The 22563-nt window shown below is 39.2% G+C and carries 20 protein-coding genes; all 20 read left to right on the top strand.

Annotation, left to right across the window (positions count from 1 at the left end; genetic code table 11):
* Nucleotides 1-17: 17 nt before the first annotated feature.
* The 20 genes from moaA to HZB59_12990 all read left to right on the top strand — a co-directional run bounded on the left by moaA (nt 18) and on the right by HZB59_12990 (nt 22523).
* Nucleotides 18-1004 carry a GTP 3',8-cyclase MoaA gene (gene moaA, locus HZB59_13085; protein ID MBI5022363.1) on the top strand — a complete coding sequence of 329 codons (987 nt, stop codon included), beginning with the start codon at nt 18-20 and terminating at the stop codon, nt 1002-1004.
* Between the two features lie 82 nt (nt 1005-1086).
* A complete protein-coding gene (locus HZB59_13080; protein ID MBI5022362.1) occupies nt 1087-1995 on the top strand; it encodes a bifunctional molybdenum cofactor biosynthesis protein MoaC/MoaB in 909 nt (302 codons plus the stop codon).
* 23 nt (nt 1996-2018) lie between these two features.
* The gene (locus HZB59_13075) at nt 2019-3233 is read left to right on the top strand and encodes a molybdopterin molybdotransferase MoeA (protein MBI5022361.1); all 1215 of its coding nucleotides are present in this window, start codon (nt 2019-2021) and stop codon (nt 3231-3233) included.
* Between the two features lie 79 nt (nt 3234-3312).
* Nucleotides 3313-3795: an MOSC domain-containing protein gene (locus tag HZB59_13070; GenBank protein ID MBI5022360.1), complete on the top strand. Its 483-nt coding sequence runs from the start codon at nt 3313-3315 to the stop codon at nt 3793-3795.
* A gap of 4 nt (nt 3796-3799) precedes the next feature.
* A complete protein-coding gene (locus HZB59_13065; GenBank protein ID MBI5022359.1) occupies nt 3800-4393 on the top strand; it encodes a molybdenum cofactor guanylyltransferase in 594 nt (197 codons plus the stop codon).
* Nucleotides 4394-4512: 119 nt separating this feature from the next.
* Nucleotides 4513-6039, top strand: a complete 1527-nt coding sequence (locus HZB59_13060; protein ID MBI5022358.1) for a hypothetical protein — start codon at nt 4513-4515, stop codon at nt 6037-6039.
* A 10-nt stretch (nt 6040-6049) separates the two neighbouring features.
* Complete coding sequence (locus tag HZB59_13055; protein ID MBI5022357.1) at nt 6050-7417, top strand: sigma-54-dependent Fis family transcriptional regulator; 1368 nt, start codon at nt 6050-6052, stop codon at nt 7415-7417.
* Nucleotides 7418-7562: 145 nt separating this feature from the next.
* Nucleotides 7563-7970: a response regulator gene (locus tag HZB59_13050; protein MBI5022356.1), complete on the top strand. Its 408-nt coding sequence runs from the start codon at nt 7563-7565 to the stop codon at nt 7968-7970.
* Between the two features lie 217 nt (nt 7971-8187).
* On the top strand, nt 8188-9411 hold the full coding sequence (locus tag HZB59_13045) for a hypothetical protein (GenBank protein ID MBI5022355.1): 1224 nt from the start codon (nt 8188-8190) through the stop codon (nt 9409-9411).
* Nucleotides 9396-10325 carry a hypothetical protein gene (locus tag HZB59_13040; GenBank protein ID MBI5022354.1) on the top strand — a complete coding sequence of 310 codons (930 nt, stop codon included), beginning with the start codon at nt 9396-9398 and terminating at the stop codon, nt 10323-10325. Before HZB59_13045 ends, HZB59_13040 begins: the two co-directional genes overlap by 16 nt.
* A 9-nt stretch (nt 10326-10334) precedes the next feature.
* A complete protein-coding gene (locus tag HZB59_13035) occupies nt 10335-11360 on the top strand; it encodes a 6-bladed beta-propeller (protein ID MBI5022353.1) in 1026 nt (341 codons plus the stop codon).
* A gap of 99 nt (nt 11361-11459) precedes the next feature.
* Entirely contained in the window at nt 11460-12125 is a 666-nt protein-coding gene (locus tag HZB59_13030; protein MBI5022352.1) for a hypothetical protein, read from the top strand.
* Nucleotides 12126-12192: 67 nt separating this feature from the next.
* Nucleotides 12193-13866: a hypothetical protein gene (locus tag HZB59_13025; GenBank protein ID MBI5022351.1), complete on the top strand. Its 1674-nt coding sequence runs from the start codon at nt 12193-12195 to the stop codon at nt 13864-13866.
* A 253-nt stretch (nt 13867-14119) separates the two neighbouring features.
* Nucleotides 14120-15127 carry a 6-bladed beta-propeller gene (locus HZB59_13020; GenBank protein MBI5022350.1) on the top strand — a complete coding sequence of 336 codons (1008 nt, stop codon included), beginning with the start codon at nt 14120-14122 and terminating at the stop codon, nt 15125-15127.
* A gap of 60 nt (nt 15128-15187) precedes the next feature.
* A complete protein-coding gene (locus HZB59_13015; GenBank protein ID MBI5022349.1) occupies nt 15188-15874 on the top strand; it encodes a cytochrome c3 family protein in 687 nt (228 codons plus the stop codon).
* A gap of 55 nt (nt 15875-15929) precedes the next feature.
* Nucleotides 15930-16928 (top strand): 6-bladed beta-propeller, encoded by a 999-nt coding sequence (locus HZB59_13010; GenBank protein MBI5022348.1) that lies wholly within the window; start codon nt 15930-15932, stop codon nt 16926-16928.
* Nucleotides 16925-18862 carry a hypothetical protein gene (locus HZB59_13005; GenBank protein MBI5022347.1) on the top strand — a complete coding sequence of 646 codons (1938 nt, stop codon included), beginning with the start codon at nt 16925-16927 and terminating at the stop codon, nt 18860-18862. Before HZB59_13010 ends, HZB59_13005 begins: the two co-directional genes overlap by 4 nt.
* On the top strand, nt 18852-20240 hold the full coding sequence (locus HZB59_13000; protein MBI5022346.1) for a cytochrome c biogenesis protein ResB: 1389 nt from the start codon (nt 18852-18854) through the stop codon (nt 20238-20240). The genes HZB59_13005 and HZB59_13000 overlap by 11 nt, the downstream gene beginning before the upstream one ends.
* Complete coding sequence (ccsA, locus tag HZB59_12995; GenBank protein ID MBI5022345.1) at nt 20212-21051, top strand: cytochrome c biogenesis protein CcsA; 840 nt, start codon at nt 20212-20214, stop codon at nt 21049-21051. Before HZB59_13000 ends, ccsA begins: the two co-directional genes overlap by 29 nt.
* Nucleotides 21051-22523: a cobalamin B12-binding domain-containing protein gene (locus HZB59_12990; protein ID MBI5022344.1), complete on the top strand. Its 1473-nt coding sequence runs from the start codon at nt 21051-21053 to the stop codon at nt 22521-22523. Before ccsA ends, HZB59_12990 begins: the two co-directional genes overlap by 1 nt.
* Nucleotides 22524-22563: the final 40 nt, after the last annotated feature.

Raw genomic sequence — 22563 nt, 5'->3', positions numbered from 1 at the left:
CAAATATCCATTATCAAATGACTCATCTGACAGATACATATAACCGCAAGCACGATTATCTCCGTATTTCAGTAACGGATAGGTGTAATCTTCGTTGCAGCTATTGCATACCACCGCAAGGTATACGGTTAAAGGAGCGGAGTGAGATACTTACATTCGATGAGGTTGAGCGCCTGACGAGAATATTTGCGTTGATGGGAGTGAAGAAGATTCGCTTGACCGGTGGTGAACCGCTTGTGAGAAAAGATTTACCAAGGCTCATCCATAGATTATCAGCCATTCCCGGAATTCAGATTATCGGCATGACGACAAACGGAGTTTTGCTAAAATCATTTGCCAGGGAATTGAAACAAGCTGGACTTACCAATTTGAATGTCAGTCTAGATTCTCTTAGACCTTCGCGGTTCGAAATGATTTCAGGCAGGCAACATTTCGATGATGTCATTGATGGAATATATGCTTCGCTTGAAACGGGTTTTCAACCACTGAAATTGAATATGGTAGTCATGGGGGGTATCAACGACGATGAGCTCCTGGATTTTATCGAATTTGTGAGAGGAAAACCGATCAATGTCCGCTTCATTGAATATATGCCGTTCAAGTTTAATCAGTGGAATCGGGCAAAATTTGTTTCATTTCAACAGATGATGGAAACTATTGATAAGAAGTTTGAATTGCAACCTGTGGAATCTCAGTCTGAAAATTCGGTAACAAAAGATTTTTGGATTGATGGGTTTGTTGGAACGGTTAGTTTCATTACATCGATGTCAGATCATTTCTGTGGAACCTGTAACAGAATCAGACTGACTGCTGATGGCTCCATCAAGTCTTGTCTTTTTCATCAAGCAGAAATTAATTTGCATTCTGCGTTACGAAGCAATCGATCCGATGAATCAATTGAAAAAATAATTCGCTCGGCTGTTCTGCAAAAACAATTTGAACATCCTGTTTCGGAAGAATTAGTAAAAATTGAAAATAGAAGCATGATACAAATAGGTGGTTAATATCAATTAAATAGTAAAAATTAAAAAGTAAAAACGGTACTAAATATAAAATCCTAATTACAACTAACAGTGAATCAGCATTATGATCGATATCTCAAATAAAACTAAAACACTGAGGACTGCGGTTGCGCGCGCGACGCTCAAATTATCAAACAATACTATTGAACTCATCCATCAAAATAAAATCCCCAAAGGCGATCCCCTTTCTGTTGCAAAAGTAGCTGCTGTTCAATCAGCAAAAAACGCGAGTCAGATTATTCCTTACTGTCACCCGATCCCTGTTGATTATGTTGGTGTCGATTTTGAGTTGGGGGATAAGAAAATTGATGTTACAATTACAGTAAAAGCGATTTACAAAACCGGCGTTGAGATGGAAGCGCTGATGGCTGCATCCGTTGCCGTTCTTACACTTTACGACATGATGAAAATGTTTGATGAAGAAATGGAAATTTTATCTATCAAACTCATCAGTAAAAAAGGTGGCAAGTCTGATTTTAAAACTGAATTCAAAAAACCTTTGCGTGCCGCGGTGCTTGTAATGTCGGATTCTATTTCTGCGGGAAAGAAAAGCGATGAGTCTGGAAAAATAATTCAAGACAGATTAGTTAAACATGGAATTATTGTAGCTGATTATTCCATTATCCCCGATGATGCAGAAACGATTAAATCGAAATTAATCGATTACTCGGATGATATGAAGCTCGATTTGGTTATGACAACCGGAGGCACAGGATTCAGTCCGAGGGATTTTTCTCCCGAAGCAACCATGGGAGTAATCGAAAGAGAAATTCCCGGAATTCCTGAAGCGATGCGCGTTTACGGGCAAGAACGTACGCCATACTCAATGCTCTCGCGAGGTAAAGCCGGTATTCGCGGCAAAACAATTATTGTAAATCTGCCGGGTTCAAAGAAAGGTGTTACCGAATCTCTCGACGCACTTTTTCCGCCGTTATTACACGCATTTAAAATGCTGTGGATGGAAACTCACTAAACAATGCAAATCGAATAATTACAATGTTAACAGATTATAATAGCGCATTACGGTTAGTGCTGAAGTATTCCGGTGGTATTGGCACCGAAGTCGTCAACATCGAAGATTCTTTGGGATTATTTTTAGCTAAGGATCTATCCGCAATTTCCGATCTTCCGAGATTTACTTCTTCAGCCGTGGATAGTTATGGTGTCAAGATCGCAGACCTCATAAATGCAAACGATGAAAATCCCGCGGCGCTAAAGTTAGTTGGTGAAATTAAAGCAGGTGATTCTTCGAAAATTAAAATACATCGAGGCGAATGTTTACGAATTTTAACCGGTGCACCAATTCCTTCTGGCATCGATGCTGTGGTGATGAAAGAATTTACAAAAAAGGAAGGAATCACTATCTTCTTTTATACCTCGCCAAAATTAGGAGATAATTTTCGATACAAAGGTGAAGAATTTAGAAAAGGGAAAATGATCCTTCCGAAGTATACACAAATCAGTCCTTCGGTTGTTGGATTGTTGACTTCGTTAGGAATTAAAAAGATCAGAGTTTTTAAAAAACCAAGAGTCGCTGTCCTGGTAACGGGCAACGAACTTGTTGAAATAGGAAAGAAATTAAAATTCGGACAAATCTACGATTCAAATTTTTATACTCTTTCCTCCTCATTGAGACAAATGGATATTGATGCAATTAATTTAGGTATTGCTAAAGACAATAAAGCTGAATTGTTGAAAAAGATTAGACTCGGTTTAAAGAAATCGGATCTATTACTCGTCTCTGGTGGAATCTCAGTGGGTGAGTATGATTACGTGCAGGGAATATTTGATAAATTAAAGATTAAGAAAATATTCTGGCGAATCGCCATTAAGCCTGGAAAGCCGACTTACTTCGGAGTAAAAGGAAAGAAGCTTATTTTCGGCTTGCCCGGAAATCCTGTAGCTTCGCTGCTCATCTTCAATCAAATAGTAAAACCGGCTATCAGAAAGATGATGGGGGAAAATAAACATCAGCCGATAATATTATGCGCGAAATTGGATGAGGAGCTAAAGAAGCGTTCAGGTCGACTTGAATTAGTGCGTGGATTGCTTACAGCCAATTCGAGAAATGAAATAGTTGTTACACCAACAAAAGGGCAAGGTTCTCATATGCTCAGCGGAATGGCAGATGCCAATTGTTTAATTCATTTCCCGGTAGAAGCGTTGATCCTGAAAAAGGGTTCTAATGTTAAAGTTGAGTTGATGAAGTGAAATGATTGAACTGATTCTACATACTCAAAGCTCACTGCTCAAAGCTTTTTAACATCAAACAGCAAATAACGAAATACGAATGACTAATAACGAATCAAAAGGCAAAATCGTTGCCCTTAATATCAGCAAGAAAAAAGGGATCCCCAAGACAAATGTTGATGGCGTGAAGCTCATCGAAGACTGGGGGATAGAAGGTGATGTACACGCCGGCAAATGGCATCGTCAGATAAGCTTTCTTGCAATTGAGAGCATTAAAAAGATGCACGCAAAGGGATTAAACGTCCGACCGGGAGCCTTCGCAGAGAACATCACGACAGAATTTTTGAATCTTCCACAATTATTCATCGGTGACAAAATAATTATTGGAGGGTCAGTATTAGAAATAACTCAAATCGGAAAAGAATGTCATTCCAAATGCGCAATTTATTATCATGCAGGTGATTGTGTTATGCCTCGGGAGGGCATCTTCGCGCGAGTACTAAAAGGTGGGATTGTTAAAATCGGTGATGAAATCTATATCGTTACCGTACCAAAAATAATTAATACAGAAGTGTTGGGATAATTGATTGATAGAATTAAGAACACATATCGTTGGGGTAATCCTCGCCGGCGGGAAAAGTTCACGGATGGGACAGAATAAAGCAATGCTCGAATTCCGCGGCAAACCGTTTATTCAACATATCGCTGAAACACTGAAATATTTTTTTGAAAAAGTAATTGTCATTTCGGATGATTTGGAAGTATATAAATTTATGAATCTGCCAATTTACAACGATCATTATAAAAATTCTGGACCACTTGCTGGCATTCATGCTGCGATGATAAACATCCGTAAAAATTTATTTGTTACATCGTGCGACATTCCCATGATTGAAAAAGAAGTTATACATTCTTTAATTAAATTATCCGATGATGGTGATATTATCACATACTCAATTAATGGTAATGTTCAACCATTCCCCGGCATATATAAAAATAGTTGTCGCACCGAGTTGGAGATTGCGCTCAATAATAAGAATCTTTCTGTCCACAATTTTATTAAAAATTGTAAACTAAAAATATTTCCTTTCGAAAAATATTTTCAAAAGAATTCATCTTTAACTTTTGAGAATATTAATACCTCGTTTCAATATCTCTCCCTCCTGAAGTCAGACTTATAATTATTTTTCTTTTCAGATAATCGTATCTTTTTAATTCAATTAAATCTCTGAAAACAGCAAGAAAGCAGTGATGCGTGATTTAACGCAACAAAATTCAAAAAAAATTCTTATCTTAGTAAGTGCATATTAATAATATCAACATAATTAAGCTCCTTGATAAGATATTTCCCTCATTAACGGCAAAAATCGCCGTTGCCATGCTGTTTGTGTTCATTCTCGCTGGCGGGGGGTTCGTTTATTTTGCCCACTATACCGGTTATAGAATGTTAGAAAGGGGTTCACAATCGCAAGCCCACGGTGTGGCAGAGTTAAGCAAGACTCTGCTCGAATATATCATGATGAGTGGTGAAAATCAGCAGTTGCAATCAGCGTTGAACAGGATGGTTTCAACCCATCAGGCGACCGATATTCTGATTCTTGGTGAAGATGGTGAAATAAAATTAGGTGCCAGTTCAAGTGGGAGGACAGAAAAACTACCAATCGAAAGTTTTAAAGCGCTTCCTGAATATCCCGGTGAAAAATTCTTATTTATTAATGAGAATGGATTAACATATGAGTACATCATAACTCCCATAGAAAAAAAAACCGATTGTTTTCGATGTCATACCGAGCCAACATCGACAAAAGGTTTTCTTGGCGTAAAAATATCTATGGATGATATCCGCAGTGTTGCGATGCAGCATAGAACGACGAATATTTTAATGACAATCATAACGTTCGTTGGTCTTGCTGCGATGCTTTTCATTGCACTTCTTGTCGTGGTTTTACGCCCCATAAAAAAATTGCGGAATCAAATCGGTGAAGTTGAACAGCAGATTGATAGATATGAAAAAGGAGAACGAGTACAATTCAGTGAATTGATAGTCCCAGAAAGGGAAGATGAAGTAACAAGCGTCATGCGTGCATTCAACCGATTAACATATCGGTTGAACGATGCTAACGAAAAAATTCGTGATCTTCACCAAATACAGATGGAACATGCAGATAGATTAGCAACCACAGGAGAAATGGCTGCAGGAATCGCCCATGAGATAAAAAATCCTATTGCCGGAGTTCTTGGAGCTCTGCATATTTTCAATAACGAGACAAAAGTTGATGATGAACGAAAAGAAATTATTGCTGAAATGATAGCACAACTTGAACGAGTAAATTATGCGATTAACGATTTGTTGAGTTACGCAAGACCGGTTAAACCTGAATTTGTTGAAATAGATATTGCTGAAATTATTCGAAGAACAATCGGGTTGTTATCTCCCCAAAGCAAACAAATAAACGCGGATATCCGTACCAATCTCACGTCAAATAAAATCTCAATAAATGCCGATAAAAAACAAATTCAGCAAATTTTATGGAACATCACATTAAATGCTTTGCAAGCGCTTGACGGTAAAGGAGTAGTTGATGTCCTTGTTTACGATTCAGAAACAAAAGTAAAAATTGAAGTTAGAGATACCGGGAGAGGAATTCCAGCCGAACAATTGAGTTGTGTTTTTCAACCATTCTATACTACTAAACATAAAGGCACAGGATTGGGGATGACGATTACAAAACGCATAATTGAACAACATGGTGGAACAATTTCGATTGAAAGCCATGTTAATGTAGGTACAACAGTAACAATAATACTTCCCAAAAAAATAGACTAGTCACGGTAAAATGTATTGCAAAAAAATATTGATTGTTGACGACGAGCGTCTGATCCGATGGTCGTTGAAGCAAGAATTAATTAAGAGCGGATTCGAAGTTATCGAAGCAGAATCGGTCAATTCTGCTCGCCGGGCAATCGACGATAATGATCCCGATATCATGATTTTAGATCAGATGTTACCAGATGGGACAGGAATAGATCTTTTGACTGAAATACAGCAAACCAACAGAATTATGCCAGTAATCATGTTGACGGCAGTCGATAAGTCCAATACCGCAGTTAAGGCGCTAAAGCTGGGAGCTTTTGATTATATAACTAAACCGTTGAATATCGAAGAATTAAAAATAATCCTCGAGAGAGCTTGCGAATCAACGCGATTGAAACGTCAGGTTGCACAATTGTTGAAAGATCAAGAAAAGAACGGCGGATTTTCCGGAATACTCGGTTCGTCTCCGCCAATGAAGAAGGTTGGTGAGCAGATCAATAAAATTGCTCAAAGCAGCGGCACAACGGTGTTGATTACCGGTGAGAGCGGAACGGGAAAAGAGCTTGCGGCAAAAGCGATTCATTTTCTCAGCGATAGGCGTGATAAATCTTTTTTACCTGTGAATTTTTCTGCGCTTACGGAAACGCTTGTTGAAAGCGAATTATTCGGTCACGAGAAAGGCGCCTTCACGGATGCTCGTCAACAGAAAAAGGGTTTATTTGAGATTGCTGATAGCGGAACGATTTTACTCGACGAGATAGGAGATATATCTCCAAAAGTTCAAGTTAAATTGTTAAGAGTGCTGGAACAAAAGGTATTCCAAAGAGTGGGTGGGACTCATGATATAAGTGTCGATGTCCGCATCATTGCTGCAACAAATCAACCGCTCGAACAATTGGTGAAACAAGATAAATTTCGCTCCGATTTGTATTACAGATTAAACGTTGCAACTATTCAAATGCCGCCGCTTCGTGATCGCGGTGACGATATCATAACGCTTGCCGAATATTTCGTTCATGAATTCAACATTGCTTTTCATAAGAATTTTAAAGGTGTTTCTGAGGAAGCAAAAAAAATATTTTTAGAATATGAATGGCCCGGTAATGTCCGCGAATTAAGAAATGTTGTTGAACGTGCTGTTTTAATGGACGATGGAGAATATATTTTTTCGCACTCGATAGAGCTAGGGCACATTCATAAATTAAGACATGAAAAACCCGAATTTGCGTTCGAGCTTGGCTCATCTGGTCAATCGTTAGATGATATAGAAAAGCAAATTTTATCGAGAGCGCTTGAAAAAACTAACTCCAACCAATCGCAAGCTGCCAAGATTTTGAAGATCAGCCGAGATACGCTGCGCTACAGAATGAAGAAGCACAATCTATTATGAGACGGATGAGGCGAATCACTCAGTTGAGTTATTTAACTCACAACTGATTAGATTTATAATTCATCAATAATCCAATTCTTAGTTTTTCTACCATTTTATGAAATGAGATTGGTGGCACAGACTTTGTCATTTATTAAAGTCTGCTATGAATCTTATTGAATCTATACCCAAAAAACAAAGTTCACTGATAGAAGTTTTGATCGTAGAAGATGAAGCTCTTATCGGATGGTCGTTATCTCACGTTCTCAGGAAAGCCGGTTTTGCCGTGACTATAGTTGATAGCGGAGAGGAAGCGATTGAAAAATCATTATCATCGCATTTTGACATTGTGCTGACAGATTACAAGCTGCCGAATATAGATGGTTTTCAGGTCGCTTCTAAAATAAAAGCAAATTTCCCAAATGTGCCTGTTATTATGATGAGTGCTTATGGAGACTCTCTCGCATACCAAAATAATTTACAATCTTCAGTCGATCGTTTCATTGAAAAACCTTTTAACCTGGCTGAGATTCCAGATCTTCTAAGCAGATTCACTTCAAATCTTAGAAAGTGAAAGCACTGATTTCTTAGTCTGTAAATCCAGTTAACATTATACCAAATCACGATTTACCCGTTCTCAACCTTGAAGATATATCACGCAATCGTATGAGTGTAATGGCACACACCACCCCAAAGGGTGGTTGCCAAAATGCCGAAAATAGTTAATAAATAATGAAATAATCTGGCATTAAACATGCACAAATAATTCATACGCTTCACTGTTTCTACAAATGATTAATAAATATCTCACAATATCAATTCTATTCGTTCTTTGCATTGTCTGTTTTCTGGGCGATGCACCGAGGTCTACATTAACGGTTCTAGCACCGATATATCCGGATTCGCTCGCATTCGATCAGGGACAATTGTTTTTAATATCGGCACCAAAGGAACAAACGGCCGGCTTATTAATTTCCACTCAATGGTCGGTTGAAAAATTGATTGATATCAGCAACAAGACCAATAAAGATAATTTTGCCAAAGAGGTTTTTAAATTATTTCCTCCGAAGTCGACGCTCGAATTAGTATCTACCTCTTTTCTGTTTTACAACGGATTCTCAAAAGCCGATTCGGTTAATTTTTCTTATACAGATACTGTAACTGTTCGATCTTTTTGGCAATTACCGCAATTCGCCGAAATTATCAATCAGGTTCAAAATATAAGTGCTTCACATGTTCTGCTTCATATTAGAGGATGGAAAGATACCGTTTACACTTCAACTCATCTCGACCCACTTAATCCTGATCAGATTTTATATTACACGTCGATACAATTATTGCCCGGTGTGAACAGAATATATTTTGCCGATAACGGTAATAAAAACGATTCGAAAGAATTTTACATCCGGTTCGTATCAGACGCTCGAAGCAGTGAATCGCGTGAAGCACATTTCCATGGTTCACAACTTGCATCGACATGTGCGACCTGTCATGAAGAATTACCCGGTGAAGTGAATGCCCAAGGTTTGCGCGAGAATTGCGGCCTGTGTCACACGCAAATCGCCGGAGGATTAGTGAAACATGGACCCGCAGCAGAACCTAAAGATTGTTCAGTTTGCCATGAACGATCAGCAGAAAAAAATATTGAAATTGTTGCGAAAGGAGTACCGGGTGTTTGCTACGATTGCCACTCCGAGAAAAAAGATGAAGTTGAAAACTCAGCGGTGCAGCATCCGGTGGCAAACGATTGTGGTATCTGTCATTCACCGCATGCGTCCGATCAACCGAATATATTAAAAAAAGAAATTTATAGGTTGTGCACGGGATGTCATGAAAATCATCTCGTGAATCACCCTGTTGATAAGCATCCGCTCCGATTTTCGAAATTGAATAAAGAATCGAACGAAGAAATTTCATGTGTAAGTTGCCACAAACCGCATGGCTCTGAAAACCAATCATTGTTGAAAGCCGGCGGCGGTTCAATGGCAGTGTGTATGCAATGTCATCAAAAGTAAATACATACCGATCACTCTGTTTATTGTTTGCTATGGCAACTATTGCCACCGCGCAAACAACATTTACCGATTTAGGAATTTCCGGCGGATCGAGCATCGTCATAGCTCCCACAATTTCCGTTGCGCCATCTTCCCAGTTGCGTGTCAATATGAGTCGCGTTGATTTCCTTCGTGGCGGCATGAAAGGATTTAATGTGTACACTCTTCATGGCGGATTTTCGACAAATCTCGAAGCGTTTATTTCAATGTACAGCGAGCAAACAGGTGCAATCAGTTCAGATGTCTCATATGGAATCGGTGGTAAGTTTCTTCTGCCGTTCAGGGTTCCTGTGATTGGGCATCTTGCCATCTGGTGTGAAACCATCTCATCACCGCTCTCGTCTGAGAAGGGACTGTTTCCACAGAATACTACGCGGTTCTTCTTCATCGGCGGCAGATCGATTGGTAATTTTAATCCAATCGTAATTGCCGGAGCTATGAATATTAACCATAAATATTTACCGGTGACTGCCGTTGGCGGAACATATCCTCTAAGCAGTGAATTTAAAATTGGCGGTGAAGGCATCTATAATTATTTCGGGATGAGAGAAAAACAAGGTATGCTGAGCGGAATGGTTAGAATCTTTTCCAACATCAGCGTTCAAATTAGCGGTGGTTATATGCACTCTAAGCCGATGTCGTCGTGGATTTTTTCCGCTGGCTTTTCACTTGCCACTGCCGATTTGAACTTGTCTCCGAAGCCGCCTGCAGCACTGAAGGTTGTTATTCCATCATTTGAAGATATGGAAAAAATGTCTACAGAGGAAAAAGGTATCGGGCAAACTATTCAACCGATTCCGTCTGAAGAAGAAGTCAATAAACCGGGAAATCCGGATGATAAGAAGAACGAAAAAAAGGATGATCCACACAAGTAAAGTTTATCTATGTTGATTATGAAAGATATATTGAAAAAAATATTGATAGTTGTAACAGTAATTTGTGCCAACTCATTCTATGGATGTGGTTCAAAGAATATTCAGAAAGAAGATGTTGTTTGGCCCAGCCCGCCTGATGAAGCACGCATTAAATATGTAAAAACTTTTTCGAGTGAAGACGATTTTCTTTCAAAGTTTGGAATTTTCGCTCAAGCTTTAACCGGGAAAACAGGAACCATCGCACTTTCTCGTCCATTCGATGTTTGCAGCGATGGTAATGGATTAATCTTTGTTACCGATGTTGCGCAGGGTATCATAGTCTTTGATGAAAAACAGAAAAAGGTTTCAGTTCTTGGAGAAAATATTCCCGTTCCGCTCGGCAATCCGCTTGGACTTGCTTACGGAAATGGGAAATTATTCATCGGTATTGCAGAAATTGGTCAGGTTGTTGTCACTACTCCTGAAGGGAAATTTTTAAATCTTATCGGAAAGTCAGGTGCTTTCCAGAACCCGGTTGATGTTGAATACGATAAATTGAATAAACGGGTGGTTGTTGCAGATAACAAAAATCATCAGGTATTTATTTATTCCGAAAGCGGAGATTCATTATTGACGATAGGTAAGCGCGGTGATGCAGATGGTGAATTTAATTTCCCTCAAAGCGTTGCAGTTGATACGGCAGGAAATATTTATGTAGTGGATGCGTTTAATTTCCGGATACAACAGTTCGACTCACAAGGAAAGTTTTTACGGAAATACGGACAGCAAGGGAATATCTTTGGCACATTCGCACGTCCCAAGGGTATAGCTCTCGATACGTATCAAAATATCTATGTAGTCGATGCAATGCATCAAAACTATCAGATCTTTAATCAGAATTTTGAACTGCTTATGTATGTAGGTAGGTTCTCTAATAAAGATAATTGGGGATTTCAAAATCCAGTCGGAATTTCAATCGACCAAAAAAATACAATTTACGTTGCAGACCAGTTGAACCAGAGGATACAGGTATTTCAACTGTTAAAAGTAGATTAGTTAAAAATCAAAAATCCACTTCCTCAATGCCTCATGAGGGAAAGGATTCTGTTCAATCACGAGGCAGTAAAAACAAAATCATTAATCAAGGAGTAATTTATGAAACAACTTTTAGTTGTAGCAGTAATGATACTCGTAGCAACAACATTCGTAATGAGTCAAACACCAACATTAGGAATGGCTACAAGTAAGCACAACTTTGCAGCTTCCTCTGCGAACACCATCAAGGGTGCATCGGAGAAGGTTTGCGCATATTGTCATACCCCACACGTTCCTTCAACCGGAATCAAAGCACCGCTATGGTCGCGTAAAGCGTTGACAGCAGGAACCGCATATGGTGTCTATTCAAGCGCAACAATGGATGCCACACCAACCGCATTAGCGACTGGTCAGGATAATGTCAGTTCAATGTGTATGAGCTGCCACGATGGTAGTGCGTTGTTCACCACAACAGCATATGAAAAACGCCCCTATGGTGGCACATGGACAACCGCAATAGAAAACCAGACAGTTGGTGATGCAGCCAATCTTCATGGTGGAACCAAATATGGAACCGGTTTATCACATACACATCCGGTGAACTTTGTATACGACGCAGCATTAGTAACTGCTGACGGCGCATTACAAGCCACCCCATTAAACAATTTACCGCTTTACAACGATATGATGCAATGCGGTAGCTGCCACAACCCGCATGGCACGAGCAAAATGACTCGTGTTTCAAGCGATGGTGGCGTTCTTTGTATTTCATGTCATATTAAGTAAGCAACAGTTAATATTGTGCGGCTCATCTCAAAGATGAGTCGCACAAACAATTTTGGCAAGGGGAAAAGTGAAGCGAGTATTTATTATAGCGCTTTTATTAGTGCTATCTATTTATAATGGGGTCAGTCAGTTTTCATCAATTGGTGGTGAACTGAGGTATCAGCATCAATATCAGGATGCTTATAGCGGCGGCGCTTTTTATAAATTGGTACGCAAGAATCCACAATTTATTTTGGGGACGGCGGGTTATATTTTGTCCCCCATGATTTTTTCCTTCGATGCCCGCACCAACATCAATATAAATTATAACACTTCATCTTTTGCCGGAGTCAACAGTTCTTACAAGCAAACCGTTATCGGGTTCTATGATCTGAATGTCAATGCTCTGCAACGATTGCCGGTGCGACTATCGTTTTCTGCCAGAGATCAACAAATCAAATCATCTTCACAATTCAGTAAATTTAATGTCGGCTTCAATGACTATCGGCAACAACAACAGCGCATTGAGTTGTCGACCATGAGTTTAAAATTCTTGCCAACAACATCCGTTGCATATCAACGAAACCGTCATTGGTCGGATCTGTCGTTGAACCGGTTCAATCAAGTTATGCAGGAGCTTATTGTTAATATGTCTCAATCCACACAGGATGGTTCGTTTAGTTTATCCGGGTCTCTTAGTGAGAATTACGAAAGTTTTACGAACAACAGGTTAAGGTACCTCCGGTTCCAGATGAGCGGTAACAAAGAATTTTCCCCCAATCATCATGCAGATATTACTTCAGAATATTATAAGTTCGAAAATACATCTATGATAAATGCCAATGGTATTTATAACGGTACATTGTTCGAGAAATTCAGGCTTAACACTAATATATTGACTCGAAATGCAAGCTCTCAATCAGCATCGTCAACAACGCTGGGTATAGGACAAACTATTCAGTTTTTGCAGAATGAAAATTTTAATTACGCAATTTCGTTTGGCAACCAATCGACTTACGATATTTATCTTCAGCAGAACGGCAGTTACAAACAACGCACCGATAATTTAACAGGAACCGGAACAATACAACATATGAGATCGATCAGCGACATCACATTTTCCAACGGATTATCGTTCGGTTATGCAAAGCAAGTTTCCCTTTTAGGTCAGAGGTCTTACGTTGGGGGTTTGACAAACAGTCTTCAAACTACATCGGGTGGATATCAAATAAACGTTAATCAATCGTTTAACATGACCAGGATTAAGGGATATCTTGGGCGAGATGAGATAAATAATATGTTGAATATGACGCTCGGTAAAACATTACCGTACGAAATAAATTCTCAAACAGGTGTTGAATTTCACAATGAACGACGGTCAAATACAAACGAGCTTTTTTATAAATATCAAACGATAAAATTAAGAGAGCAATTGAATATGTCTCTCTACTTATATAGCCCTTTTACAATTTCAGTTGAAGGTAGTATAAGTTGGATATCAAACGGTATTTCAGGCCATTTATACGGACTGATGGCAAATATAAATAGTGGTCGTTTCTTTATACAAGATCTATCAATGAATTATCGTCTCAACCGATCGTATGATATATATTATAGAAGACCATATTTTGAACAAACAATCGAATTCGTTTATGGCTGGCGGGCACTTGCATTTCAGTTGCGGTTGCAGGAATTCAGGTTCATAGATACCCGTCACGACATCTGGTTCAGCATAGCAAGACCTTTTAATATTGGATTATAAATGATTGATTCCAAGATCCAAAGGCTAAAATTTGAAATCATAAATAACTCTCTTCGCAATACCCCTTGCCTGAGAGAAAGGATTGGAGTTGTTAGTTCCGGCATTAACGAAATTAACGCTCCAGTCCTAAATTTTATGTTTTTTCGCATAGTGTTATATGGCACAATTAATATCATTTGTGATATGGAAAACCGTATTAGTTGAATTAAAACGATAATTTATAAAGGCACAATAATTGAACAATCTAAAGATAATGAAATCATTTACACATATAATTATATACTTTTATTTACTCTTGCTTTTCGGTTGCGGCGCATCGAAGGAAGCAATTCCTGATTATGTCTGGCCTCCGCCACCCGAAACACCCCGAATAAAAATGGTAAATATCATAAAAGGAAAAGATTTTTTTGAATCATCAGGAATTGATAAGGTTCTAAAAGCGCTTGCGGGTGAAAATGCAGGTACAACTTTCGAGCGGCCGTATGCTGTTGCGGTTGATGCCACAAAGAATATTTATGTTTCAGATACGAGTTTGAAAAAGGTATTCGTATTCGATGTTACTCAAAAACAAATTCGATTGATCGGCGATAAAGGAAGCGCGAAGCTTCAATCTCCGATCGGTATTGCAATTACTCCATCAAATAAAGTGTTCATTGCCGATTCAAAAGTTAAGCGTGTTTTTGCGTACGACATAGAGGGTAATCTATTATTTGGAATCGGAGAAGAAAATGAATTTGCTTCACCAACGGGAATAGCTTATGACTCGACCTCTAACCGATTATATATTGTCGACACTAATAATCATTTGGTTAAAGTTTATAACGATGAAGGTAAATTTTTATTCACGTTCGGCAAGCGGGGTGGTAATGATGGCGAGTTTAATTTTCCGACAAATATCACAGTACGTAATAATAAAGTTTATATAGTTGATACTATAAACGGACGAGTTCAGATTTTCGATATTGACGGGAACTTCATATCAAAATTCGGACAACTTGGAAATACACCCGGGAATTTTTCACGTCCCAAAGGTATAGCGCTCGATTCATTCGAACATATTTATGTCGTCGATGCCGCATTCGATAATTTCCAACTGTTCAACGATAAAGGTGAAGCGTTGATGTTTGTTGGACAGGCAGGTGCAGGTATTGCTGAATTTCAATTACCTGCTGGAATTTTTATAGATAAAGACAATTATATTTATGTTGTAGATCAGTTAAACGCACGCGTTCAGGTTTTTCAGTTTATCGGTAATGAATAATAATAAAAGTAATAATAGTAATAACAGTAATAATTAATTAATATCTTAAAGGAGTTACGTATGAAATACTTACTAAACATCATAACACTGATTTTGGTTGTTGCAGTTGTTGGATCTGCACAGATCAGAAACAGTAAACACGATTTATCATTCGGTTCAACCACAACCGGTCCGAAAACCACGTCTAGCACTTATACCGAGGTTTGCGTTTTTTGCCATACTCCACACTCTACACAGAGTTCAAGCTTGCTCTGGAATCGGACTGCCTCTACTGCATCATATGCGGTTTATTCCAGTCCGACTATGGAGCAAACCGTTCCGCAACCGGGTGCAGTATCGAAAAATTGTTTAAGCTGCCACGATGGTACTATAACATTGGCAAGCGTTGTGAATAATCCAGGTAGCGGTGCCGGAACAGCTCCGGTTTTTACAGCTCCAGGTAAAATTGATACAACAGGGTACACGGGGCTTGGAACAAACCTAACCAATGATCACCCGATTGGTTTTGTTTACAATACAAGTCGATTAACAGATGCTGATTTAAGAACGGAAACAGTTGCGGGTACAAAAGTATCTGTCGATGCAACATCACCGACGAGATCGTTAACTCTTTACGGTACAACCGCAGCGTCAGCAACACTCGAATGCGGTAGTTGTCATGATCCGCATGGTGTTACCGGTGTGTCCACATTTTTAAGGGTATCGAATTCCAACAGCGAACTCTGTTTTACATGCCACGTAAAGTAAATATTTAACTTAAGGCACTGCTTTGTTTCAATGCGAGAAAATATTATAATTAAGCATGTTAAAAATTTGTCGGGTCATAATATTATCGCTTAGCACTATTTTTTTGATGGAACAAGCAGTGCCTCAAAGTTCTTCCGCGGAACTTGTTTGGCCACAATTACCACAAAAAACGAGAGTAAAACATCTCCGCACAATTTCAAATTTAGATGAGGTAGCATCAGAGAAGGGATTTTTTTCTCGTGTGCTGAGTTTTTTGTTCGGCGGGATGGAAACCAGGCACGGATTTGTTCAACCGGTCGGAATTACGGTTTCCCCATCGGGCGTTATCTATATATCCGATCCGGGTGCAAAATGTATTCACATTTTAAATCTGGATGATAAAGAATATTCAGTCATCACAGAAACAAAGATTGGCCGGTTTCAATCACCCGTAGGTTTGGCTTTTGCATCGAATGGTTATTTATATATCTCCGATTCGGAACGGAAAGAAATTTTAGTTTTAGACGATGACCTCTCACTGCAATTCGTAATCCGGAATAATTTTGTAAGACCCACAGGTATTCAGATCATCAATGGGAAGTTATATATTGTTGATACGGGGCAGAATAAAATTTTCGTTTTCGATCTGAGCGGAAATTACATATCAGAATTCGGGAAACGCGGCAGTGGAGATGGAGAATTTAATTATCCGGTCCAGTTATGCGCTGGCAACTCAATGTATATTGTGGATGCGCTGAATTTTCGGATTCAAATGTGTGATGCGTCCGGCAAGTTCATGGGACAATTCGGGGGGGTAGGAAACAGCGGGGGCAGTTTTGCAAACCCCAAGTCGATTGCGCTCGATTCTGAAGGTCATGTTTATGTAACGGATGCGTTGATGGATAATTTTCAAATTTTTGATAATAATGGAGTGTTATTATTAGTTGTTGGAAGCAAAGGTTCAGGTGATGGTGAGTTTATGAATCCGAGCGGTATAGCTATAGACAAAAATGATACAATTTATATTGTCGATTCACTTAATAAACGATTGCAGATATTCAGGTATATGAAGTGAAATTAAAATTTTTAAAAATACTGTTAACCGGGTCTACCTCATTCTTGATGTTCTGTTTAGGCTATTCTCAGACAAGTATTATAAACTCGAAACATAATTTAAGCACAACAGGTACCGGTACAATTAAAGCAACCAGCGAAACTCAGATTTGCGTATTTTGCCACACTCCGCACAGTAAACAAGTTACTTCACAATTATGGAATCATCAACCGACTGCAGCTACATATACATTATATAGTAGCGACTATCTCACTTCAAAAAGTTATCCGGCCTCAACGCAACCGGGTACAAAATCAAAATTATGTTTGGCTTGCCACGACGGAACAATCGCTATCGGTGCAGTTTATAATACCACCGGATCTGGATCTGCAGGAAGTATATCTATGGCGAGTGGTGTAACAACATTGCCAGCAGTTCAATCAACGAATGTGGGTACATCTTTAGCGAACGATCATCCCGTGGGATTCGGATACGATCCTACAAAGGATCCGGAGTTGGTTTCAAGAACATGGCCATGGGCCACTCCAATAAAATTGGATCCTGATGCCTCCACCGGTAAAGTTGAATGCACTTCATGTCATGAACCGCATCATAACACAAACGGAAAATTTCTACAAATCTCAAACGCTAATGCAGCTCTTTGCACCTTCTGCCATAATAAAACAAATTGGGCAACATCTATTCATAAAACTTCTACTCAAAGTTATACGCCACCGGGATCAACGGCTACTACAATTGGTGAATGGGCTTGCCGAAATTGCCATCAATCGCACAACGGTCAAGGTATACCTTATTTATTAGATTTTGCCGAGGAAAGTACTTGTTATCAAACAAGCTGTCATGGTTCAACCACTCCGGGAGCCAATACAAAAGATATCCAAACACAGGCAAATAAAACTTATAAACATCCGACGAATACTGTCAGCGCGAAACACAAAAATCCTGATAACTCAACGAGCTTAAATGTTCCTAACAGGCATGCCGAATGTTACGATTGCCACAATGGTCATCAGGCAAAAGATGGATTACATACATTGAAGAGTAATGCCGTATCAAATGTCTTAACCGGTGTTGGGGGTGTTATTCCAGGTACTGCCGCAATATGGACCCAACCGACAACTTTTACAGCGACCAATCCGGTTACACAGGAAAATCAGATATGTTTTCGATGTCATTCTTACAACGCATTTGGAACCGCTGTTAATGGTGTAACTACCATAGTTGGTCCATCCGGTATAAATATTACCGACCAGGCGATGGAATATAATGTTGCGAACAAATCAGTTCATCCGGTTCAATACGCATTAAATAACCAAACGGGTTCAGGTACTCCAAAATTACTCGCAACATCACAAATGTCTACTGCTTGGAACAGCGTTGGCACACAAACGATGTATTGTTCCGATTGTCACGGGAACGATCAGGTTACATCTGCTACTGTTCCGCAAGGTCCACATGGTTCTGTTCGAAAATTTATGTTGCGGGGGACAGCCGCTCTACCTAATGCTCAGTACTGGCCAACAAATGCAGGTGGAACGAATTTGTGGACACTTCGAGACATTAACAGTAACACTAATAATTGGGCAACCGATCTTTTCTGTGTAGGTTGTCATCCGTTACGTGTTGGCACAACTTGGCAAAATAATGCTCACTCAGAACATGCTTCTCGCTCTGTAACAATTGGCGGAAAAGCTTATACTGGAATTCCATGTGTTAGTTGCCATATAGCTGTACCTCATGGCGCTAAACGAAGCAGGTTAATTACTTATAATTCTGATGTTGCTCCTTACGCATACAGAGATGGTGCTATAAACGTGAATGTTATATGGGGGTTTAAGAAAGCGGCTAGTCGCACCGGATATTCAAAATCAAATTGCTACAGCACTCAAAGCGGTTGCACAACACATTCAAACGCAGGTGGTTATGATCCATAAAAAATTTCAACATATTATTCTATCTCGTTCAACCGCTCTGTTGTTGATATCTTCCATTGGCATTTTGAGTTTAATCGGATTGATTATTCCGCAAATTTCAGCCACGTCACCAGAGCAGTACAACCAATGGAAAGAAGCAAACGGAACTCTTGCCAATGTAGCTGAATCTCTGAATCTTAATGGGGTGTTCACTTCTGAAATATTTTTCGTGGTGATATCCGTGTTACTTGTTGTTGTTGTCTATTCGTTGTTTAATCTTTATTTGTCAGTTAAGCGATCAGATGGAATGCAGAATTCCGTTGTTACCGATAGGAATTTTAAAAATTACTTTGCCTTTCTAATTTCTGAGAAAAAGTCATTAGATATAATTTTAGAGAAAATTCAAAAGAAGGGATTTGTGTTGTCCTATAAATCCGATAATTTGTATTCAATGCGAAAGAACCCCATCAGCAGATGGGGAACAACTGTTTTTCATTTAGGTTTAACACTCATAATTATTACCGGTTTGGGCACATATCTTTTTCAGAACAGGGGATTTGTCCAGCTGCTTGAGAGAGATACATTCTTCGGTGTGAAAGCAGATTTCTTAAACACAGAAAACGGTATGCTGGCGAAAGAGTTCACGCTGCCAATAAATGTCTCGCTTCAAAATTTCTCACCCGAATATTATTCCAACGGTGATATAAAATCTTTAAAAAGCTCCGTATTAATCGGCAGAGATAACGAGTCGCCGATTCCCGCCAAACTTTCTATCAATGAACCTTACGAAATTGATGGCGTAAAAATTTATCAGTCAACTTCTTTTGGTTACACAATTGGATTGAATCTTGAAATTGATGGTCAAACAATTCCTGCTTATTTTTCGCTTGACCACCCCGGTAAATTAGGCAAACCATACTTTGGAACGTCCGATTTCCCGACAACAGATTACATTCTGACCATGAAATTGATTCCCGATCCCGCGATTCAATCTTTTGAACTAAAGAATCCTGAACTTTATATGGAAATATTCAAACAAGGTGAAAAGAAATTTTCGGGCAACATTAAACCGGGTGAATCGATTAAACTTGAAAATTCAAATCTGACATTTTCTGACATCCGATTCTGGAGCGGATTGATAGTAACGAAAAATCCTTTTGTCCCTTATGCCTTCATCGGTTTCGGATTAATTTTAATCGGCTTGGTGATGGTTTATGTATTCCCGACGAGTACGATTTTAATTTCTGTTGATCAAGTGGGAAAGAATTGGAAGCTTGCGTTCGGAGGAGTTGCAAGAAGAGAGAAAGCGATTTTTGATTACGAGTTCAATGAATTAATTGAATCACTTTATATCGAGGAAGGAGTACTGAATGTCGGAACTCGTATGGTTGAAGTATGAAGTGATCATACATTGGGTGGCTGTAGTTTGCTACATCGTATCGACATTTCTATTTGCATACAGTTTAGTTTTTAAAAATGATAACTACATAAAAAAAGCTTTGGCAGTTGCTGCAATCGGGTTGATTCCGCATTCCGTTGCACTTCTTTTAAGATGGATAGAGCAGGGACACGGTCCATACATGACACGGTATGAAGTGCTATCCTCCGATGCATGGATTACAGTAGTATTGTTTTTAGCATTTAGTTTGAAGTGGAAAAAAATTCAACCAGCAGGATTATTCGTGATTCCGGTTGTTTTCTTTATGGTTACTGTGGCATTGTTCACGAATCCTCAGATGGTGAACTTGCCCCCATCTTTGCGGAGCTTTTGGTTAGTTCTCCATGTTGGTTTTGCGAAACTCGCCGCGGGTTCGATCATTATTTCTTTAGGCGCTGCGGTTCTCTATCTGCTAAAAGAAAAAAATGAATCGAAACCTAGATACCAGAAATTCCCAGCACTGGAAATCCTCGACGATTACAGTTACAAGTTTGCCGGTTTCGGATTTATATTTTGGACGATAAATATAATTGCCGGGTCGATTTGGGCTGATGTAAGCTGGGGACGATACTGGGGCTGGGACCCGATTGAAACCTGGTCGTTAATTACCTGGTTGATGTATGGTATCTTTGCTCACTTACGTGTTTTCTGGAAATTGCGCGGAAAAAAATCGGCAATGTTCCTCGTCACATGTTTCGCGATGTCGATCTTCACAATTTTTATTTTACCGTTCGTGGCTAAATCGTTACACTCTGAATATTTTGTCCCTTAATGAAAAAGAAAATTAAAAATATAATACTCGCAACACCGCCGTATCATTCGGGAGTTCTGGAGTCTGCCGGACTCTGGCCCCCCCTTGGACTCGTATATATCGCGGGTGAATTAAGAAAGCATGGCTACAATGTGGAGATATACGACAGCATGTCGCTTCAGCATTCGCTCGAAGAGATTCGGGAATATCTTCGCGGTAAAGAATACGACATGCTCGGTGTTTCTTCTATCACTGCAAGTATCGTTGCTGCAACGGAAGTTTTAAAAATTTCAAGAGAAGAAAAACCTTCGGCTCTTACCGTGCTCGGGAATGTTCATCCATCGTTTCAGTACGATGAATTATTCTCGCTTTTTCCGCAGTTCATAGACTTCATTGTGAGAGGAGAGGGTGAAATAACCATGCCCGCGCTTTTAAATTGTCTCAATGGGGACAATGATCTTGGTAAGGTTTCGGGGATTGTTTATAAAGATGAAAACAAAATTATTGCAACACGTCCGCAGGCGTTTGTAACCGATTTAAACTCGCTTGATCCGGCTTGGGATTTGCTCGATTACAGTTTGTATACATTTTACGTTCTACCCAAATCGAGGATGGCAACGATTAATTCATCACGCGGCTGTCCGCACGATTGTATTTTCTGCTCACAGCAAAAATTCTGGGAGAAGAGTTATCGCGAATTGACTGCGGAAAAATTTGTTGATGAGCTTAAGTTGCTCAACAGTAAATTCGGCGTGAATGTGGCGATGGTATCGGATGAATATCCAACAAAAAACGGTGAGCGTTGGGAAGAGATTTTGGATAGATTGATTCATGAAAATATGGATATGTCTCTTTTGATGGAAACTCGGGTTGAAGATATCCTTCGCGATGAAAAGATTTTATGGAAATACCGCAAAGCAAACATATTACACGTTTATGTCGGAGTTGAAGCTACCAACCAGGCATCTCTTGATGTTTTTAAGAAAGATATCAAGTGCGAACAATCTCAAGAGACGCTCAGATTGATAGCTGCCAACGGAATGATATCGGAATGCTCATTCGTTCTTGGGATGCCGGATGAAACGCAGGAATCAATAGCCACTACATTAGAGCTTGCTAAACACTACAATCCCGATTTCGGACATTTTCTTGCAATCACACCTTGGCCCTACTCTGATTTATATAAAGATTTAAAACCTTATATCGAAGAATGGGATTATTCAAAATATAATCTCATAACTCCGATTGTAAAACCAAAAACGATGACACTCGATGAGATTAATAACGCTATCGTAAATTGTTATAAACAATTTTATATGTGGAAGGTACCCCAATTTTCAGCCGATACGAATGTATTTAGAAGAGATTATTTGTTGCTTGCCACCAGACTGATGATGAAAAATTCTTTCCTGAAAAAGTATATGCAAGGGGATCACCATTCAACGAAACATCATCAAAGTTCAATCGGAATTAATTTCCCGGTTGTTGCATGATTTAATAAATGAATCGGAATAATTTTGGCATGATCATCAC

The sequence above is a fragment of the Ignavibacteriales bacterium genome (assembly GCA_016214905.1).
In the GTDB taxonomy this organism is placed as follows: domain Bacteria; phylum Bacteroidota; class Ignavibacteria; order UBA10030; family SZUA-254; genus PNNN01.
This window is presented reverse-complemented; position numbering and strand designations above follow the sequence as displayed.

What these genes read in the sequence shown, in the direction of transcription:
- HZB59_13020 (MBI5022350.1), top strand. Translation starts at nt 14,120, where the DNA reads ATGAAATCATTTACACATATAATTATATACTTTTATTTACTCTTGCTT.
- HZB59_13040 (MBI5022354.1), top strand. Translation starts at nt 9,396, where the DNA reads ATGTCATCAAAAGTAAATACATACCGATCACTCTGTTTATTGTTTGCT.
- HZB59_13035 (MBI5022353.1), top strand. Translation starts at nt 10,335, where the DNA reads ATGTTGATTATGAAAGATATATTGAAAAAAATATTGATAGTTGTAACA.
- HZB59_13070 (MBI5022360.1), top strand. Translation starts at nt 3,313, where the DNA reads ATGACTAATAACGAATCAAAAGGCAAAATCGTTGCCCTTAATATCAGC.
- HZB59_13075 (MBI5022361.1), top strand. Translation starts at nt 2,019, where the DNA reads ATGTTAACAGATTATAATAGCGCATTACGGTTAGTGCTGAAGTATTCC.
- ccsA (MBI5022345.1), top strand. Translation starts at nt 20,212, where the DNA reads ATGTCGGAACTCGTATGGTTGAAGTATGAAGTGATCATACATTGGGTG.
- HZB59_12990 (MBI5022344.1), top strand. Translation starts at nt 21,051, where the DNA reads ATGAAAAAGAAAATTAAAAATATAATACTCGCAACACCGCCGTATCAT.
- HZB59_13015 (MBI5022349.1), top strand. Translation starts at nt 15,188, where the DNA reads ATGAAATACTTACTAAACATCATAACACTGATTTTGGTTGTTGCAGTT.
- HZB59_13050 (MBI5022356.1), top strand. Translation starts at nt 7,563, where the DNA reads ATGAATCTTATTGAATCTATACCCAAAAAACAAAGTTCACTGATAGAA.
- HZB59_13055 (MBI5022357.1), top strand. Translation starts at nt 6,050, where the DNA reads ATGTATTGCAAAAAAATATTGATTGTTGACGACGAGCGTCTGATCCGA.
- moaA (MBI5022363.1), top strand. Translation starts at nt 18, where the DNA reads ATGACTCATCTGACAGATACATATAACCGCAAGCACGATTATCTCCGT.
- HZB59_13045 (MBI5022355.1), top strand. Translation starts at nt 8,188, where the DNA reads ATGATTAATAAATATCTCACAATATCAATTCTATTCGTTCTTTGCATT.
- HZB59_13010 (MBI5022348.1), top strand. Translation starts at nt 15,930, where the DNA reads ATGTTAAAAATTTGTCGGGTCATAATATTATCGCTTAGCACTATTTTT.
- HZB59_13080 (MBI5022362.1), top strand. Translation starts at nt 1,087, where the DNA reads ATGATCGATATCTCAAATAAAACTAAAACACTGAGGACTGCGGTTGCG.
- HZB59_13000 (MBI5022346.1), top strand. Translation starts at nt 18,852, where the DNA reads ATGATCCATAAAAAATTTCAACATATTATTCTATCTCGTTCAACCGCT.
- HZB59_13030 (MBI5022352.1), top strand. Translation starts at nt 11,460, where the DNA reads ATGAAACAACTTTTAGTTGTAGCAGTAATGATACTCGTAGCAACAACA.